At 63.3% G+C, this 18,661-nt stretch carries 10 protein-coding genes, 2 tRNA genes and 3 rRNA genes; 13 read left to right on the forward strand and 2 right to left on the reverse strand.

Annotated elements, in window-relative coordinates:
- The first annotated feature begins 129 nt into the window (after positions 1 to 129).
- The 6 genes from AC1DKV_RS38355 to AC1DKV_RS38380 all read left to right on the forward strand — a co-directional run bounded on the left by AC1DKV_RS38355 (position 130) and on the right by AC1DKV_RS38380 (position 6,397).
- Positions 130 to 1,661, forward strand: a 16S ribosomal RNA gene (locus AC1DKV_RS38355).
- Between the two features lie 25 nt (positions 1,662 to 1,686).
- Positions 1,687 to 1,763, forward strand: a tRNA-Ile gene (locus AC1DKV_RS38360).
- Positions 1,764 to 1,805: 42 nt separating this feature from the next.
- Positions 1,806 to 1,881 (forward strand) — tRNA-Ala (locus tag AC1DKV_RS38365).
- Positions 1,882 to 2,072: 191 nt separating this feature from the next.
- Positions 2,073 to 5,139, forward strand: a 23S ribosomal RNA gene (locus tag AC1DKV_RS38370).
- 126 nt (positions 5,140 to 5,265) lie between these two features.
- Positions 5,266 to 5,379: ribosomal RNA gene (gene rrf, locus AC1DKV_RS38375) — 5S ribosomal RNA — on the forward strand.
- The 16S, 23S and 5S rRNA genes sit together here with 2 tRNA genes alongside, the layout of an rRNA operon.
- 64 nt (positions 5,380 to 5,443) lie before the next feature.
- Positions 5,444 to 6,397: a DUF3047 domain-containing protein gene (locus tag AC1DKV_RS38380; RefSeq protein ID WP_441624167.1), complete on the forward strand. Its 954-nt coding sequence runs from the start codon at positions 5,444 to 5,446 to the stop codon at positions 6,395 to 6,397.
- Positions 6,398 to 6,487: 90 nt separating this feature from the next.
- Here AC1DKV_RS38380 and AC1DKV_RS38385 read toward each other — a convergent pair whose 3' ends face one another.
- Complete coding sequence (locus AC1DKV_RS38385; protein WP_477139520.1) at positions 6,488 to 7,681, reverse strand: M20 aminoacylase family protein; 1,194 nt, start codon at positions 7,679 to 7,681, stop codon at positions 6,488 to 6,490.
- Between the two features lie 320 nt (positions 7,682 to 8,001).
- Here AC1DKV_RS38385 and AC1DKV_RS38390 point away from each other — a divergent pair, with 320 nt between their 5' ends.
- From AC1DKV_RS38390 to AC1DKV_RS38410, 5 genes are all read left to right on the forward strand, one after another.
- Positions 8,002 to 9,588, forward strand: a complete 1,587-nt coding sequence (locus tag AC1DKV_RS38390) for an ABC transporter substrate-binding protein (protein WP_477139521.1) — start codon at positions 8,002 to 8,004, stop codon at positions 9,586 to 9,588.
- Positions 9,589 to 9,794: 206 nt separating this feature from the next.
- Positions 9,795 to 10,772 (forward strand): ABC transporter permease, encoded by a 978-nt coding sequence (locus tag AC1DKV_RS38395; protein ID WP_477139522.1) that lies wholly within the window; start codon positions 9,795 to 9,797, stop codon positions 10,770 to 10,772.
- A gap of 3 nt (positions 10,773 to 10,775) precedes the next feature.
- Positions 10,776 to 11,696 (forward strand): ABC transporter permease, encoded by a 921-nt coding sequence (locus tag AC1DKV_RS38400; protein WP_441624175.1) that lies wholly within the window; start codon positions 10,776 to 10,778, stop codon positions 11,694 to 11,696.
- Positions 11,697 to 11,717: 21 nt separating this feature from the next.
- A complete protein-coding gene (locus tag AC1DKV_RS38405) occupies positions 11,718 to 12,716 on the forward strand; it encodes an ABC transporter ATP-binding protein (protein WP_477139523.1) in 999 nt (332 codons plus the stop codon).
- Complete coding sequence (locus AC1DKV_RS38410; protein WP_477139524.1) at positions 12,713 to 13,777, forward strand: ABC transporter ATP-binding protein; 1,065 nt, start codon at positions 12,713 to 12,715, stop codon at positions 13,775 to 13,777. Before AC1DKV_RS38405 ends, AC1DKV_RS38410 begins: the two co-directional genes overlap by 4 nt.
- 139 nt (positions 13,778 to 13,916) lie before the next feature.
- On the opposite strand, the gene AC1DKV_RS38415 is transcribed toward AC1DKV_RS38410, so the two are convergent.
- Positions 13,917 to 15,110 (reverse strand): ABC transporter substrate-binding protein, encoded by a 1,194-nt coding sequence (locus AC1DKV_RS38415; protein ID WP_477139525.1) that lies wholly within the window; start codon positions 15,108 to 15,110, stop codon positions 13,917 to 13,919.
- A 332-nt stretch (positions 15,111 to 15,442) separates the two neighbouring features.
- On the opposite strand from AC1DKV_RS38415, the gene AC1DKV_RS38420 reads away from it, so the two are divergent.
- Both AC1DKV_RS38420 and AC1DKV_RS38425 read left to right on the forward strand, forming a co-directional pair.
- Entirely contained in the window at positions 15,443 to 17,566 is a 2,124-nt protein-coding gene (locus AC1DKV_RS38420; protein ID WP_477139526.1) for a molybdopterin-containing oxidoreductase family protein, read from the forward strand.
- Positions 17,563 to 18,661 (forward strand): aminopeptidase (locus tag AC1DKV_RS38425; protein ID WP_477139527.1); only part of this gene is annotated, 1,099 nt, incomplete at its 3' end. The genes AC1DKV_RS38420 and AC1DKV_RS38425, both read left to right, overlap by 4 nt.

Below are 18,661 nucleotides of genomic sequence, written 5' to 3' on the forward strand. Positions count from 1 at the left end.
GGAGCTTACAAGTTATAAAGTGCTCGCACAGTAAAACATGTTCGGTTCTTCTTCGGGAGGATCGAGTCAGTTTTCTGAGAGTGAGCGACCGCTCGAAAGAGCGAGGTGCTTCGGCACCACACAGGTATTGAACTGAAGAGTTTGATCCTGGCTCAGATTGAACGCTGGCGGCATGCCTTACACATGCAAGTCGAACGGCAGCACGGGAGCAATCCTGGTGGCGAGTGGCGAACGGGTGAGTAATACATCGGAACGTGCCCTGTCGTGGGGGATAACTAGTCGAAAGATTAGCTAATACCGCATACGACCTGAGGGTGAAAGCGGGGGACCGYAAGGCCTCGCGCGATAGGAGCGGCCGATGTCTGATTAGCTAGTTGGTAGGGTAAAAGCCTACCAAGGCGACGATCAGTAGCTGGTCTGAGAGGACGATCAGCCACACTGGGACTGAGACACGGCCCAGACTCCTACGGGAGGCAGCAGTGGGGAATTTTGGACAATGGGGGCAACCCTGATCCAGCAATGCCGCGTGTGTGAAGAAGGCCTTCGGGTTGTAAAGCACTTTTGTCCGGAAAGAAATCCTCTGGGTTAATACCTCGGGGGGATGACGGTACCGGAAGAATAAGCACCGGCTAACTACGTGCCAGCAGCCGCGGTAATACGTAGGGTGCGAGCGTTAATCGGAATTACTGGGCGTAAAGCGTGCGCAGGCGGTTTTGTAAGACAGGCGTGAAATCCCCGAGCTCAACTTGGGAATGGCGCTTGTGACTGCAAGGCTAGAGTATGTCAGAGGGGGGTAGAATTCCACGTGTAGCAGTGAAATGCGTAGAGATGTGGAGGAATACCGATGGCGAAGGCAGCCCCCTGGGACGTCACTGACGCTCATGCACGAAAGCGTGGGGAGCAAACAGGATTAGATACCCTGGTAGTCCACGCCCTAAACGATGTCAACTAGTTGTTGGGGATTCATTTCTTCAGTAACGTAGCTAACGCGTGAAGTTGACCGCCTGGGGAGTACGGTCGCAAGATTAAAACTCAAAGGAATTGACGGGGACCCGCACAAGCGGTGGATGATGTGGATTAATTCGATGCAACGCGAAAAACCTTACCTACCCTTGACATGCCACTAACGAAGCAGAGATGCATCAGGTGCTCGAAAGAGAAAGTGGACACAGGTGCTGCATGGCTGTCGTCAGCTCGTGTCGTGAGATGTTGGGTTAAGTCCCGCAACGAGCGCAACCCTTGTCTCTAGTTGCTACGAAAGGGCACTCTAGAGAGACTGCCGGTGACAAACCGGAGGAAGGTGGGGATGACGTCAAGTCCTCATGGCCCTTATGGGTAGGGCTTCACACGTCATACAATGGTGCGTACAGAGGGTTGCCAACCCGCGAGGGGGAGCTAATCCCAGAAAACGCATCGTAGTCCGGATCGTAGTCTGCAACTCGACTACGTGAAGCTGGAATCGCTAGTAATCGCGGATCAGCATGCCGCGGTGAATACGTTCCCGGGTCTTGTACACACCGCCCGTCACACCATGGGAGTGGGTTTTGCCAGAAGTAGTTAGCCTAACCGCAAGGAGGGCGATTACCACGGCAGGGTTCATGACTGGGGTGAAGTCGTAACAAGGTAGCCGTATCGGAAGGTGCGGCTGGATCACCTCCTTTCAGGTTTGTTTGCTGTTACAGCCAAGGGTCTGTAGCTCAGGTGGTTAGAGCACCGTCTTGATAAGGCGGGGGTCGTAGGTTCAAGTCCTACCAGACCCACCAAGTTACGGACGATGGTTCGATGTTGAGCCTCGCAGCAGTATKGGGGGATTAGCTCAGCTGGGAGAGCACCTGCTTTGCAAGCAGGGGGTCGTCGGTTCGATCCCGTCATCCTCCACCATTTACTGTTGTACCTTGGGATTGGTCGTCAAAGGCAAGCGCTTAGGATTGAGCGTTTGCCTTTGGCCTTGGCCAAGACGATGCGGGACCAAGTCCCGCTCGGCTGTTCTTTAACAATATGGGATGTAGTAAAGGTGTCGTGAAGCGTTGATGAGACGCTGCAGTACAAAACACGATACCGGGTTGTGATTGTATCAACCGAAATGTATTTAAGTGATCGAAAGATGACTTGGAATACGGCACAAATGCGAGAACTCATCCTGTAGCTGGCAAACAAGCTTTGATCCGGAGATGTCCGAATGGGGAAACCCGGCCCGWATGGGTCATCCCTGACTGAATACATAGGTCAGGGAAGCGAACGCGGCGAACTGAAACATCTAAGTAGCTGCAGGAACAGAAATCAACCGAGATTCCCAGAGTAGTGGCGAACGAAATGGGAAGAGCCTTGTACTCTTTAGCAGTGTTGTTAGCAGAACGGTCTGGAAAGGYCGGCCATAGCAGGTGATAGCCCTGTATGCGAAAACAGCGTTGTGGAACTAGGTGTACGACAAGTAGGGCGGGACACGTGAAATCCTGTCTGAAGATGGGGGGACCATCCTCCAAGGCTAAATACTCGTGATCGACCGATAGTGAACCAGTACCGTGAGGGAAAGGCGAAAAGAACCCCGGGAGGGGAGTGAAATAGATCCTGAAACCGCATGCATACAAACAGTCGGAGCCCCGCTTTAAGCGCTTTCGGCGATTTTCACGGTAGTGAAAATCGTCAAAAGACTCCAGTGTGAAATAGCACCACTGRCGCGCAAAGCGGTTTAAGCGCGAGAGCGCTTAAAGCGGGGTGACGGCGTACCTTTTGTATAATGGGTCAGCGACTTACATTCAGTGGCAAGCTTAACCGATTAGGGAAGGCGTAGCGAAAGCGAGTCCGAATAGGGCGTTCAGTCGCTGGGTGTAGACCCGAAACCAGACGATCTATCCATGGCCAGGTTGAAGGTGCGGTAACACGTACTGGAGGACCGAACCCACTAACGTTGAAAAGTTAGGGGATGAGCTGTGGATAGGGGTGAAAGGCTAAACAAGTCTGGAAATAGCTGGTTCTCTCCGAAAACTATTTAGGTAGTGCCTCGTGTCTCACCTTCGGGGGTAGAGCACTGTCATGGTTGGGGGGTCTATTGCTGATTACCCCGCCATAGCAAACTCCGAATACCGAAGAGTGCAATCACGGGAGACAGACATCGGGTGCTAACGTCCGGTGTCAAGAGGGAAACAACCCAGACCGCCAGCTAAGGTCCCTAAGATTGGCTAAGTGGGAAACGAAGTGGGAAGGCTAAAACAGTCAGGAGGTTGGCTTAGAAGCAGCCACCCTTTAAAGAAAGCGTAATAGCTCACTGATCGAGTCGTCCTGCGCGGAAGATGTAACGGGGCTAAGCCAGTCACCGAAGCTGCGGATGCGTGCATTCCTTTAAGTGCACCTTGCTTGTCGATGCGCAGCATCGACAAAGCGCCCAACAGTGATGTTGGGTAGCAAGTGAAGTGGATTTAAAGGAGTGCACGCATGGTAGGAGAGCGTTCTGTAAGCCTGTGAAGGTGTCTTGTAAAGGATGCTGGAGGTATCAGAAGTGCGAATGCTGACATGAGTAGCGATAAAGGGGGTGAAAAGCCCCCTCGCCGTAAGCCCAAGGTTTCCTACGCAACGTTCATCGGCGTAGGGTGAGTCGGCCCCTAAGGCGAGGCAGAGATGCGTAGCTGATGGGAAGCAGGTTAATATTCCTGCACCGTCGTATGATGCGATGGGGGGACGGATCGCGGAAGGTTGTCCGGGTGTTGGAAGTCCCGGTCCCTGTATTGGAGAAGGCGCTTAGGCAAATCCGGGCGCGGAATTCAAGGATATGGGGCGAGCGGCCTAGTGCTGCGAAGCAATTGGAAGTGGTTCCAAGAAAAGCCTCTAAGCTTCAGTCATACGAGACCGTACCGCAAACCGACACAGGTGGGCGAGATGAGTATTCTAAGGCGCTTGAGAGAACTCGGGAGAAGGAACTCGGCAAATTGGTACCGTAACTTCGGGATAAGGTACGCCCTTGTAGCTTGACTGGCCTGCGCCAGGAGGGTGAAGGGGTTGCAATAAAATGGTGGCTGCGACTGTTTAATAAAAACACAGCACTCTGCAAACACGAAAGTGGACGTATAGGGTGTGACGCCTGCCCGGTGCCGGAAGATTAAATGATGGGGTGCAAGCTCTTGATTGAAGTCCCGGTAAACGGCGGCCGTAACTATAACGGTCCTAAGGTAGCGAAATTCCTTGTCGGGTAAGTTCCGACCTGCACGAATGGCGTAACGATGGCCACACTGTCTCCTCCCGAGACTCAGCGAAGTTGAAGTGTTTGTGATGATGCAATCTCCCCGCGGCTAGACGGAAAGACCCCATGAACCTTTACTGTAGCTTTGCATTGGACTTTGAACCGATCTGTGTAGGATAGGTGGGAGGCTTTGAAGCGTGGACGCTAGTCTGCGTGGAGCCGTCCTTGAAATACCACCCTGGTTTGTTTGAGGTTCTAACCTTGGYCCGTGAATCCGGRTCGGGGACAGTGCATGGTAGGCAGTTTGACTGGGGCGGTCTCCTCCCAAAGTGTAACGGAGGAGTTCGAAGGTACGCTTGGTACGGTCGGACATCGTACCTAAAGTGCAATGGCAAAAGCGTGCTTAACTGCGAGACCGACAAGTCGAGCAGGTGCGAAAGCAGGACATAGTGATCCGGTGGTTCTGAATGGAAGGGCCATCGCTCAACGGATAAAAGGTACTCTGGGGATAACAGGCTGATACCGCCCAAGAGTTCATATCGACGGCGGTGTTTGGCACCTCGATGTCGGCTCATCTCATCCTGGGGCTGTAGCCGGTCCCAAGGGTATGGCTGTTCGCCATTTAAAGAGGTACGTGAGCTGGGTTTAAAACGTCGTGAGACAGTTTGGTCCCTATCTGCCGTGGGCGTTGGAATCTTGACGGGGGCTGCTCCTAGTACGAGAGGACCGGAGTGGACGTACCGCTGGTGTACCTGTTGTCTCGCCAGAGGCATCGCAGGGTAGCTATGTACGGAAGAGATAACCGCTGAAAGCATCTAAGCGGGAAACTCGCCTGAAGATGAGGATTCCCTGGAGGCTTGACCTCCTTGAAGGGTCGTTCGAGACCAGGACGTTGATAGGCTGGGTGTGGAAGCGCAGTAATGCGTTAAGCTAACCAGTACTAATTGCCCGTAAGGCTTGATCCTATAACCAGTGTGTTTCTCCTGGTATGACGTATCGCGTGCCGCTGCAAAGCTCGGCCGATACCTCGCAACCTGACTACATCCCTATTTGCTGTGCTGGCTCAACGCCGGCACGGCACACCGTTTATGCCTGGTGACCATAGCGAGTTGGAACCACCCCTTCCCATCCCGAACAGGACCGTGAAACGACTCCACGCCGATGATAGTGCGGATTACCCGTGTGAAAGTAGGTAATCGCCAGGCTCTCCCTTGAAACCCCTCAGTACGCAGGCCGTGACCGGTGGTGGAATACAGGTTTGGGGGACTGATGGCGGCCAGATTTTGCCTGCCGGTATTGACCGGCGTGGTAGGCGCGCTCATTTTGGCGGGTTGCGGCACGGTGGGACAGGCTCCCGCGGTCCGCACGGCGGCCGTGGAATCGGGGCCGGGCGCCATTGCTGCGCCATCGGCAATCGATTGCGATCGTTTTGCCGCGCATATCGAGACGCTGAAACAGGGCAATCCGCCTGACGCGGATGCCGCGCTGCTCGGACACGCTGTACAGAAACTCGTGGCGGCAAACACCGCCGGTGGGGAAGGCGAGCAACTCAGCGACGCCGCCGAGCCACCACTGCTGACTCGCTTGCCGCTATTCTCTGCCATCCCGTCGGGGCGGACCGACCCTCCTGGCTGGCAGCCTTGGACGGTCAATCGCAACAAGATTCCTACGCGCTATTCCCTGGCGGAAGTCGATCAACGCGTCGTGTTGCATGCAGAAGCCGACAGTTCGGCGTCCGGGTTGTATGTTCCACTGGTCAGCCGCGATGCCGGCATGCTCAACTGGACCTGGAAGACGCGCGACGTGATTCGCTCCGCCGACAACACCCAGGCGCCCCGCGAGGATGCGCCGCTGCGCATCTTCGTGGCGTTCGACGGCGACAAAGGCAGCCTCTCGCTCAAGGACCAGCTGATGTACGAAATGGCGCGGCTGACTACCGGGCGCGAGATGCCCTATGCCACGCTGATGTACATCTGGGGCGGCCGCAAGCCGGAGGGCGCGGTGGTGTCCAACCCGCATACGGAGCGCGTGCGCATGATCGTCGTGGACTCCGGCACCGCGCACACCAACGAATGGCGCTGCCATCGTCGCGACCTGCGCGCCGACTACCGCAAGGCGTTCGGTGTCGATCCCGGCAAGGTGGTGGCCATCGGCATCATGACCGACACCGACAACACCAAGAGCCGCGCGGAAAGCTGGTACGGCGACATCGCGCTCGACTGAGGACATCGGCATCGGCCGGCACCGTCCAAGGAAAAAAGCGCCGGACCCCGGCGCTTTTCTATTTGCAGCCCAGACGCGTCATGCGCGGCCTCAGGCCGGCGCGAGCCATTTCTCGACCAGCTTGACGAAGAACGTCGAGCCAACCGGCAGGATCTCGTCGTTGAAGTCGTAGCTGGGGTTATGCAGCATGCAGGGGCCGATGCCGTGACCGGCTTCGCGATGCGTGCCTTCGCCATTGCCGATGAACAGGTAGCAGCCCGGCTTTTCCAGCAGCATGAAGGAGAAGTCCTCGGCCCCCATGGTCGGTTCGATCTTGCCGTCGACGTTGCCCGGCCCCACCAGCTCGCCAGCCACTTCGACCGCGAACGCCGTTTCCGCCTCGCTGTTCACCGTGGGCGGGTAGTTCCGGTGAAACTGGAATTCGACGGTGCAATCGAATGCGCTGGCGACCGCCTTGGCCACTTCTTCCATGCGGCGCTCGATCAGGTCCAGCACCGGCAGCGTGAAGGTGCGCACGGTGCCGCCGATCCACGCCTGATCCGGCACGATATTGGTGGCATCGCCGGCGTGGAATTGCGTGACCGAGATCACCGCGGCGTCGATCGGGCGCTTGTTGCGCGTGATGATGCCCTGCAGCGCGGAAACGATCTGCGTGCCGGCAAAGACCGGGTCGTTGCCGTTGTGCGGCAGCGCTGCGTGCGCGCCCTTGCCATGCACGACGATGCGGAATTCATTGCTCGATGCCATCAGCGGCCCCGGCGTGGTACCGAAATAGCCGGCCGGCATGCCGGGCCAGTTGTGCATGCCGAACACGGCATCGCAGGGGAAGCGCTCGAACAGGCCGTCCTTGATCATCTCGCGCGCGCCGCCGCCGCCTTCCTCGGCCGGCTGGAAGATCAGGTTGACGGTGCCGTCGAAATGACGGTGCTCGGCCAGGTAGCGGGCCGCGCCGAGCAGCATGGCAGTGTGGCCGTCATGGCCGCAGGCGTGCATGCGCCCGTCATTCTGCGAGCGATGGCCGAACGTGTTGGCCTCCTGCAGCGGCAGGGCGTCCATGTCCGCGCGCAGGCCGATGCTGCGCTTGCCGTTGCCATTGCGGATCACGCCAACCAGGCCGGTGGTGCCAAGGCCGCGATGGACTTCGATGCCCCAGCCGGCGAGCGTMTTCGCCACCACGTCGGACGTGCGTTCTTCCTTGAAGCAGAGTTCGGGGTGGGCGTGGATATCGCGGCGGATGGCGCGGATCTCGGACTGCGCCTTAAGAATTTCGGGGAGGAGTGTCATGATGCCAGTTTGGGCGAGGGATAACCGGATCATACGACGGCTGCCGGCAAAGCGCCAAAGCGGCACAGAGCGTGGCGCGTGCGCGCAGGGTATGCCCCAAGGCGCGCCGCAAGCGCATGTTGCGGCGCATCCTGCGCGCGGGGGTTTCTCCGCATTGCCCCCCGGGTACCACTGCTGGAACAGTTCATGCTTGATGTGCCTGTCCGGCAACGTTGCCGCGTATTGCGCCGGCAGCCGCACCAAAATGCGGCGCGCGGCCCCATACGGCTTCGCTGCCCCTAGTAGTCGTTTGCTACATTTCTTCCCGGGAGAGTTGCGCGATGTCCCTTCGCACAAGCAAGAAGGCATTTGGTGCCATGGTGGTGACCGCGGCCATGAGCTTCGGTTTCGCCGGCCAGGCACACGCAGTGGATTTCAAGCTGGCCATGAGTTCGCCGCCGACCTCGATGGATCCGCACTTCTACAACCTGTTCTCCAACATCAATGTCTCCGAGCACATCTTCGAGTGCCTGGTGAAGATGGACGCGGACAGCAAGATCATCCCCGGCCTGGCCGAGTCCTGGAAGCTCGTCAACAACCTGACCTGGGAATTCAAGATCCGCAAGGGAGTGAAGTTCCATGACGGCTCGGAACTGACCACCGACGATATCGTCTGGTCGCTCGACCGCCCGGCCACGATCCAGAACAGCCCCGGCAAGTTCGACGTCTACACCAAGGCGATCATCAACAAGAAGGTGATCGACAAGTACACCATCCAGCTGACCACCAACGCGCCTTACCCGCTGATGCTGAACGACCTCACGTCGATCTTCGTCGTGCAGAAGAAGGCCACGCAAGGCCTGACCTCGGACGATTTCGCGCAGGGCAAGGGCATGGTCGGCACCGGTCCGTTCAAGTTCGTGAGCTATGCGCGCGACGACCGGGTCGAACTCGTGAAGAACCCCGACTACTGGGGTCCCAAGCCGGCCTGGGACAAGGTGACGCTGCGCTTCATCCCGAACGGGGCCACGCGCATGGCGGCGCTGCTGGCCGGTGACGTGCAGGCCATAGAGAACGTGCCGACCCCGGACCTGCCGCAGGTGCGCAAGGATCCGAAGCTGAGCTTCTTCTCGAAGATTTCGCACCGCGTGATCTACCTTTATTCGGATGACAAGCGCGACAAGTCGCCGTTCGTCACGACCAAGGAAGGCGCGCCGATGGACAAGAACCCGATGAAGGACGCGCGGGTGCGCACCGCCGTCAGCATGGCGATCAACCGCCAGGGCATCAAGGATCGCCTGATGGAAGGCCTGTCCGAGCCGACCAACAACCTGGTGCCGCCCACGCTGTTCGGCTACAACCCGAACCTGAAGACGGTCAAGTACGACCCCGAAGGCGCCAAGAAGCTGCTGGCGGAAGCCGGCTACCCGAACGGCTTCGGCATCACCCTGCACACGCCGAACAACCGCTATGTCAACGACGAGAAGATCGCCCAGACCATCGCCCAGAACCTGACCCGCATCGGTATCGCGACCAAGGTCGAAGGCATGCCGATGGCGACCTACTCGGCCAAGGGCGTCAAGCATGAATTCTCGTTCGGGCTGCTGGGCTGGGGCGCGCAGACCGGCGAGGTGAGCTCGCCGCTGCGCGCGCTGCTCGCCTGCGAGGATGCCAAGAAGGGCTTCGGCAACGTCAACTGGGGCGAATACTGCAATCCGAAGATGGACGTGGTGCTTKAGAAGGCCTTGTCCACCGTGGATGACCCGGAGCGCTCCAAGCTGCTGCAGGAAGCCACCGCGATCGCCGTCAACGATGGCGGTATCATCCCGATCCACCAACAGGTGACCACCTGGGCCACCCAGAAGGGCATCATCTATGTGCCGCGTACCGACKAACGGACGTACGCGCACAATTTCCGGCCGCAGTGACGTGACGGCGGGGCGCGCGGCCTGATGGCGCGCCCCGCGCGCGCGCCTGGCGGCTTGCAACGGGAGGCGACCGCGGTCTCGGCGGCCGCCTCCCGGCGAATCAACCCCGGACGGTAGCCGGGCCTAGCCACAAGCCGACTGCCGGTGCAGCCACGCGGCGCCCAACAGGCGCGGTGGCCGACGCCGGCGAAGGAAAGCTTCCGAACATGCTGGTCTTCATCATCCKGCGCCTGATGCAGAGCGTGGTCGTGCTCTTCGTCATGTCGCTGCTCGTTTTCCTCGGCGTCTTCGCCATCGGCAACCCGGTCGACATCCTGATCAATCCTCAGGCCGACCAGGAAGACATCAAGCGCACCATTGCGGCGCTCGGGCTCGACAAGCCCCTCTGGGAACAATACTGGATCTTCCTGCGCAACGCGCTGCACGGCGATCTMGGCATGTCGTTCGCGCACGGCACGCCCGCGCTCAAGCTGATCTTCGAACGCATGCCGGCCACCATGGAGCTCGCCATCTGCGCCATCCTGCTGGCCGTGCTGCTCGGCATTCCGCTCGGCCTGTGGGCCGGCCTGCGCCCCGGCGGCGTGGCGGGCAAGACCATCATGGGCGTGTCCATCCTCGGCTTCTCGCTGCCCACCTTCTGGGTCGGCCTGATGCTGATCATGGTGTTCGCCGTGCAACTCKGCTGGCTGCCGTCCAACGGGCGCGGCGAGACCGCCTCGCTGCTGGGCATCCCGGTCAGCTTCCTCACGGTGGAYGGCCTGCGCCACCTGCTGCTGCCCGCAGTGACGCTGTCGCTGCTCAATATCGCCATGGTGATCCGGCTCACGCGCGCCGGGACGCAGGAGGCGATGCTGCAGGACTACGTCAAGTTCGCGCGCGCCAAGGGCCTGTCCAACACCCGCATCGTCGGCGTGCATGTGCTCAAGAACATCATGATCCCGATCGTMACGGTGATTGCGCTGCAGTTCGGCTCGATCATCGCGTTCGCCATCGTGACCGAATCGATCTTCGCCTGGCCGGGCATGGGCAAGCTGATCATCGACTCGATCCAGCTGCTCGACCGGCCCGTGATCGTGGCCTACCTGATGGTGATCGTGACGCTGTTCATCCTGATCAACCTGTTCGTGGACATCATCTACAGCGTGCTCGATCCGCGCGTGCGTATCGCCGACAACAAGGGCTGAGCCATGACAACCGCAACCGAAACCACGGCGGCGCCGGCGCCGCGCGCCGAGCAGACCCCGCTGCGGCGCTTCGCCGCCCAGTTCTTCGCCAGCAAGATCGCCGTCACCGGCCTGGCGCTGCTGATCGTGATCGTACTGATCGCGCTGTTCGCACCGCTGCTGTCGCCGCAGAACCCGTATGACCTGGCCACGCTCGACGTGCTGGACGCGCGGCTGGCGCCGGGCGAGCAATCCGCCGGCGGCATGACCTTCCTGCTCGGCTCGGACGAGCAGGGCCGCGACATCCTTTCGGCGGTGATGTATGGCCTGCGCATCAGCATCGGCGTGGGCGTGGTCAGCACCGTGATCGCGCTGCTGCTGGGCGCCACGCTGGGACTGATCGCCGGCTTCCTCGGCGGGCGCACCGAGGCCATCATCATGCGCGTGGCCGACCTGCAACTGTCGTTCCCKCCCATCCTGCTGGCGCTGATCCTGCTGGCCTTCCTGCGCCCCGGCCTCGGCAATATCGTGATCGCGCTGGTGGCGGTGCAGTGGGCCTACTACGCCCGCACCACGCGCAGCGCGGCGCTGGTGGAGCGCCGCAAGGAATACATCGAGGCCGCCACTTGCCTGGGCCTGCCGCCGGGGCGGATCATGTTCCGCCACCTGCTGCCCAACTGCCTGCCGCCGCTGATCGTGATCGCGGCGCTGCAGGTGGCCTCGGCCATCACGCTCGAGGCCACGCTGTCCTTTCTCGGCCTKGGCGTGCCCATCACCGAGCCGTCGCTGGGCTCGCTGATCGCCAACGGCCAGCAGTACATGCTCTCGGGCAAGTACTGGATCAGCTTCTTCCCCGGCATCGCGCTGGTGGTCACCATCGTGGCCATGAACCTGGTCGCCGACCAGTTGCGCGACGTCCTCAATCCGCGCCTGCAGACGCAGTAACGCAGCACGACAGGAGCGAACATGAGCAAGCCTACCCTGCTGGTGGAAGGTCTCAAGACCCAGTTCTTCACGCGCGCCGGCGTGGCGCGCGCCGTCGACGACGTCTCGTTCTCGGTCGGCCGCGGCGAGATCATGGGACTGGTGGGCGAGTCCGGTTCGGGCAAATCGATGACCGGCTACTCGATCATGGGCCTGATCGATCCGCCCGGCAAAGTGATGGACGGCCGCATCGAGCTGACCAGCCGCGACGGCATCACGCGCGACCTGCGCCGCMTCACGCCGGGCCAGATGCGCGACGTGCGCGGCAACCGCATCGCGATGATCTTCCAGGACCCGATGATGACGCTCAACCCGGTCCTGCGCATCGACACGCAGATGATCGAGGCGGTGCTGGCGCACGAGAAGATCGGCAAGGCGGTGGCGCGCGAACGCGCCCGCAACGCGCTGGCGCGCGTGGGCATTCCTTCGCCGGACGAGCGCCTGCAGGCCTATCCGCACCAGTTCTCGGGCGGCATGCGCCAGCGCGTGGCGATCGCCATCGCGCTGCTCAACAAGCCCGACCTGATCATCGCCGACGAGCCCACCACCGCGCTCGACGTGACCATCCAGGGACAGATTCTCTACGAGATGCAGAAGCTGTGCCGCGAATCCKGCACCGCGCTGATCTGGATCACCCATGACCTGTCCGTGGTGGCGGGCCTGGCCGATGCGGTGTGCGTGATGTACGCCGGCAAGATCGTCGAATCCGGGGACGTGCGGCAGGTCCTGGAGCGGCCCGAGCACCCCTACACCCACGGGCTGATCAGCTCGGCGCCGTCGCGCAATCCGCGCGGCGCGCCGCTGCGGCAGATCCCCGGCATGACGCCGTCGCTGCTGAACCTGCCATCCGGCTGCGCGTTCCGCGAGCGCTGCGCCTACGCCACCGACGTGTGCAAGACGCCGCCCCCGCTCGACACCGCGGCCKACGGGCGCCACCTGCGCTGCTTCCATCCGGTTCTGTCCCAGCAGGAGGCCGCATGAGTGCCGCCGTCGTTGACCCCGCCCTCGCTTCCAATATGCCGGAACCCACCGCCGAACCCACGCCCAGCGCGCCGATCCTCGAACTGGAAGGCGTCTCCAAGCGCTTCGTCAAGTCGCTCGACACCGCCGCCAGGATCGCCAACCTGTTCGGCGCCGGCGCGCGCGAAGAGGTCGTGCACGCCGTGGATCGCGTCGACCTGTCCATCCGCACCGGCGAAGTGGTCGGCCTGGTCGGCGAATCCGGCTGCGGCAAGTCCACGCTGGGGCGCATGGCGGTCGGCCTGCATTCGCTGACCGAAGGCGCGCKCCGCTGGAAGGGCGTGGACCTGGATCGCCTGCCGCCAGAGAAGAAACGCGAGAAGCAGCTGGCGATCCAGATGATCTTCCAGGATCCCTATGCTTCGCTGAACCCGCGCCTGCGCGTGATGGACATCGTCGGCGAGGCCCCGGTGGTGCACGGCATGGTGCCGCGCGGCGAGCAGAAGCGCTATGTGGAGGACATGCTGGTGCGCGTGGGCATGGATCCCACCGTGCTGCGCCGCTTCCCGCACCAGTTCTCGGGCGGGCAGCGGGCCCGCATCGGCATTGCGCGCGCCCTGGCGGTCAAGCCGGARTTCCTGGTSTGCGACGAATCGGTSGCCGCRCTCGATGTSTCGATCCAGGCSCAGGTGCTGAACCTGTTCATGCGCCTGCGCCAGGATCTCAACCTKACSTAYCTCTTCATCAGCCATGACCTGGGCGTGGTCAAGCACATCAGCGACCGCGTGGTGATCATGTACCTGGGGCGGGTAGTGGAGTCGGCGCCGGCAGAAGATGTGTTCGCCAGCCCCAACCATCCCTATACCCAGGCGCTGCTGGCCGAGGCGCCCAAGCTGGAGGTCGGCAAGAAGACCTTCGTGGCCATCAAGGGCGAGATTCCCTCGCCGCTGAACCCGCCGCCGGGCTGCCATTTCCACCCGCGCTGCCCGCATKCCATGCCGCGCTGCCGGGAGGAACAGCCGCTGCTCAGGGAAATCGCGCCGCAGCGCTTCTCGGCCTGCCATTTGAACGATATGGCGTAAGCGGCTGGCGCGCGCGTGGCGTCATGGCCGGCGCCCGCCCTCGTCCCCGCAAGCCCGCAAGCCGGCAAGCGGGGGAGGGCAGACAAGCAGAGCCCGGGGTGGGCTTGGCCAGGCATCACCCAACGGTGCTCTGAAGACCTCAGCGGATGACCTGCCCGCGCGAGTTGATGATGGTCATCTCGACGAATTTCGAGCCGACATGGCTGTCCGGTCCGAAATTGACGACAAAGCCGCCCAGGTCGAAACTCTTCATGGTCTCCAGCGCCGCCATCAGCTTCTCGCGGGTGAGGTCTTTGCCGGCGCGGCGCAGGCCTTCGACCATCGCCTTGGCGGCGATGAAGCCTTCGATGCTGGCGTAGTCGAACTCGTTGGGCTTGCCCGCCGCCTGCAGCAGGCGCAGGTATTCGCGCACCACCGGCAGCGTCGCGTTGCCGGGGTGGGGCATGACCTGCGAGATGATCACGCCGCTGCCCTTCGGGCCCACTTCCTTGGCCAGCGCCTGCGTGCCGACGAAGGACACGTTGTAGAACTGGCCGTTATAGCCGCGCCGCAGCGCTTCCTTGACGAAGGCGCCGGCGGTCTTGTACGCGCTGATCATGACCACCGCATCCGGCTTGGCCCTCATCGAACCCTGCATGGCGTCGCCGATTTCCGTGGTGTTGCGCACCACCCCCTCGCGCGCGACGATCTGCACGCCGCTGTCGGGCGATGCCTTGAGCGCGCGCTMGAGCCCGTCGACCCCGGCCTTGCCAAAGGCGTCGTCGTTGTAGACGACGGCCACGCGCTTGAGGCCCGTGGTCTGGATCTGCCGCAGGATGGCGGCGGTTTCCTCGTTGTAGCCGGCGCGCACATGGAAGGCGTAGCGGTTGAACGGCTGGCGCAGCGACTGCACACCCGTGAACGGGGCGAAGAACGGCACCCGGGCTTGCGTGGCCAGCGGCAGGGACGCCTCGCTGGTGGCGGTGCCCACGTAGCCGAACAGGGCAAAGGCGTGGTCTTCGTCGATCAGGGTGCGGGTGTTCTTGGCCGCGACGTCCGGCTCGTAGTAGTCGTCGAGCGCCTTGAGCTCGATCTTGCGGCCGTAGACGCCGCCGTGCTGGTTGACGTAGTCGAAATAGAGCAGTGCGCCTGCATTCATCTGCTTGCCGAGCACCGAGGTGGGCCCGGTGAGGGCGGCCGACTGGCCCAGCAGGATGGCATCGGCGCTGACGCCGTTCTGCGCGCTGCCTTGCGAACCGTTCTGCGCGCCGGCKCTGGCGATKAACGAGCCGATGGCGCACGCCACCAGCAGGCCGGCGATGCGCCAGGCCCTGACCCCAGAATGCACTTGCATGATTACCCMGTGAAAACGGTAAGTTTCTTTACCCGTGAATGCTTGCCGGTCTCTGCCGGCGCTGCCGTGCCGCCGGCCGTGGCGTGATAGCCCGGCGCGGCGCCGGGCTATCATAATCGAATACAATCRGAGCCTAGCAATTTCCCCAGCGGCGCTCGTCGGGGCGACGCCGGCGTACAACACGCCAGGCCCGCGCATACGCCCGAAGCAGGCTGGCATAGCTGTGCGGCAAGCGCGGCGGCACCGGCAGCCCCGCAGCATGTGACCGCCCGGCCGCCCAGCCACCCGGCACCGGCCGCACCGCCGCCCCTATCCGTTTGCCAGGAGAGTCCATGGCCCCCCGCATCGTCCGTGCAGCCTGTCCGCACGATTGTCCCGATACCTGCGCCTTGCTCGTCACCGTCGAGGACGGGCGCGCCATCAAGGTGGCCGGCGATCCCGACCATCCCGGCACCCAGGGCGTGCTGTGCACCAAGGTATCGCGCTACACGGACCGCACCTACCACCGCGACCGCCTGCTGGCGCCGATGAAGCGCGTCGGCGCCAAGGGCGAGGGGAAGTTCGTGCCGATTTCCTGGGACGAGGCGCTCGACACCGTGGCCACGCGCCTGTCGGCCATCGCCGCGCGCGACGCGCAGGCGATCGTGCCCTACAGCTATGCCGGCACCATGGGCCTGGTGCAGGGCGAGAGCATGGCGGCGCGCTTCTTCCACAAGCTCGGCGCCTCGCTGCTGGACCGCACCATCTGCGCCAGCGCAGGCRMCACCGCGCTGCGCTATACCTACGGCGCCAGCATCGGCATGGATATCGAGCATGTGGCCGACGCCCGGCTCATCATCATCTGGGGCGGCAACCCGATCGCCTCCAACCTGCATTTCTGGACACGCGTGCAGGAAGCCAAGCGGCGCGGCGCCACGCTGGTGGCGATCGATCCCTACCGCTCGCTGACCGCCGAGAAATGCCACCGCCATATCGCCCMCATGCCGGGCACCGACGGCGCGCTGGCGCTGGCCATCATGCACGTGCTGATGCGCGACGACCTGCTCGACCACGAGTACATCGTCAACCACACGCTGGGCTTCGATGCGCTGCGCGAGCGCGCCCAGGCATTCAGCCCGGCGCGCGCGGCCGCGCTGTGCGGCATCGATGCGGCGGACATCGAATGGCTGGCCGGGCTATACGGCAACCTGGCGGTGCGCGAGCGCCAGCCGGTGGCGATCCGCCTCAACTACGGCATGCAGCGCTCCCACGGCGGCGGCCAGGCCGTGCGCGCGGTGGCCAGCCTGCCGTCGCTGGTCGGCGCCTGGCGCCACGCCGCCGGCGGCCTGCAATTGTCCACCTCGGGCTTTTTCCCGGTCGACAACCAGGCGCTGCAGCGCCCGGACCTGCTGCCGGGCCTGCCGGCGCTGCCGCGCACGGTCAACATGAGCACCATCGGCGATGCGCTGCTGGATGCCGGCGACAGCGACCAGGGCCCGAAGATCGAGGCCCTGGTGGTCTACAACAGCAACCCGGTGGCGGTCGCCCCCGACTCCGCCAGCGTCGCGCGGGGCTTCGCGCGCGAGGACCTCTTCACGGTGGTACTGGAACAGTTCCGCACCGATACCGCCGACTACGCCGACATCCTGCTGCCCGCCACCACCCAGCTCGAGCACGTGGACGTGCACAAGGCCTACGGCCACACCTATTTCCTGGCCAACAACCAGGCCGTCGCCCCGCTCGGCGAGGCGCTGCCGAACACCGAKATCTTCCGCCGGCTGGCGCAGCGCATGGGCTTCGCCGAGCCGTGCTTCGCCGACAGCGATGAGGAGATCGCCGCGCAGGCCATCGTGGCCACGGACCCGCGCGCCGCCGGCATCAGCTGGGAGTCGCTCAAGGAGCAAGGCTGGCAGAAGCTCAACCTGCCGGCCGCGCCGCTGGCCGCGGGCGGCTTCGCCACGGCTTCGGGCAAGTGCGAGTTCTACTCGGAAGCCATGCGCCGCGACGGCCTCGACCCGCTGCCCGGCTACGTGGCGCCGTACGAGACCCCGGCGACCGCCCCGGAGCTGGCCGCGCGCTATCCGCTGGCGATGATCTCGCCGCCGGCGCGCAATTTCCTCAACAGCACCTTCGTCAATGTCGACAGCCTGCGCGCCACCGAGGGCGAGCCGCACCTCGACATCCACCCGGAGGACGCCGCCGCGCGCGGCATCGCCAACGGCGTCATGGTGCGCGCCTTCAACGACCGCGGCAGCCTGCTGGCGCGCGCCCGCGTGACCGACCGCGCGCGGCGCGGGCTGGTGGTAGGGCTGTCGATCTGGTGGAAGAAGCTGGCGCCGGACGGCAAGAATGCCAATGAGCTGACCAGCCAGCGCCTGACCGACCTGGGCCGCGCGCCGGTGTTCTACGACTGCCTGGTGCAGGTCGAAGCCGCGCCCGCCGCGGCTGCCGCCCGGGCGGAGCCCATGCTGTCATGAGCCGCCGGCCGTCCCGCGTGCTGCGAACCCTGGCCTTGCTGGGGCTCGCAGCCGTGCTGGCCGGCTGCGACACGGTCGGCTACTACGCGCAGTCGATCGGCGGGCACCTCGGCCTGATGGCCGAGGCGCGGCCGCTGCCGGACGCGATCGCCGCCGCACAGCAGGCCAAGGACACGCGGCTGGCGCAGCGCCTGGCCCTGGCGGGCAGCATCCGCGACTTTGCCTCGCAGGAACTCAAGCTGCCCGACAACGGCAGCTACCGGCGCTATGCCAACCTGCACCGGCCCTATGTGGTGTGGAGCGTGTTCGCCACCCCGGAGCTGTCGATGGAGCTGCACAAGTGGTGCTTCCTGGTGGTGGGGTGCATCAGTTACCGCGGCTACTACGCTCAGGCCGACGCCGACCACTATGCCGAAGGCCTGCGCAAGGAAGGGCTCGAGCCCTACGTGGCCGGCATCCCGGCATATTCCACGCTGGGCTACTTCGATGATCCGCTGCTCAATACCTTCGTCTACCAGCCCGAGGGCGAGCTGGCCAGGCTKATCTTCCACGAACTGGCGCACCAGGTGGTCTACGTGCGCAACGACACCACCTTCAACGAATCCTTCGCCACCGCGGTGGAGACCGCCGGCGTGGAACGCTGGCTGGCGCTGGCGGCTTCGCCCGATGCGCGCGCCAGCTACCGCCAGTACGATATGCGCCGCCTGCAGTTCCGCGCCATGTTGCTGGATACGCGCGACCGCCTCGACGCGCTGTACCGCTCGCCGCTGCCGGACGAGGCCAAGCGTGCCCGCAAGGCGGAGATCTTCGCTGCCCTGCGCGCGCGCTATGCCCGGCTCAAGGAGGAGTGGGGCGGCTACAGCGGCTACGACCGCTGGTTCGAGCGCCCGCTGACCAATGCGCAACTGGCCGCGGTGGCCACCTACCAGCAGTGGGTGCCGGCCTTCACGGTGCTGCTGGCGCAAAGCGGCGGCGACTGGGCTGCCTTCTATGCTGCCGCCAGGCGCATCGGCGACCTGCCCCGCGCGGAGCGCGACGCGCKCCTGCGCGCACTGGCGCCGCCGGCCAGCGGCGGCGAGCTGCTCCAGGCCGGCG

The sequence above is a fragment of the Cupriavidus sp. 05T41 genome (assembly GCF_056396525.1).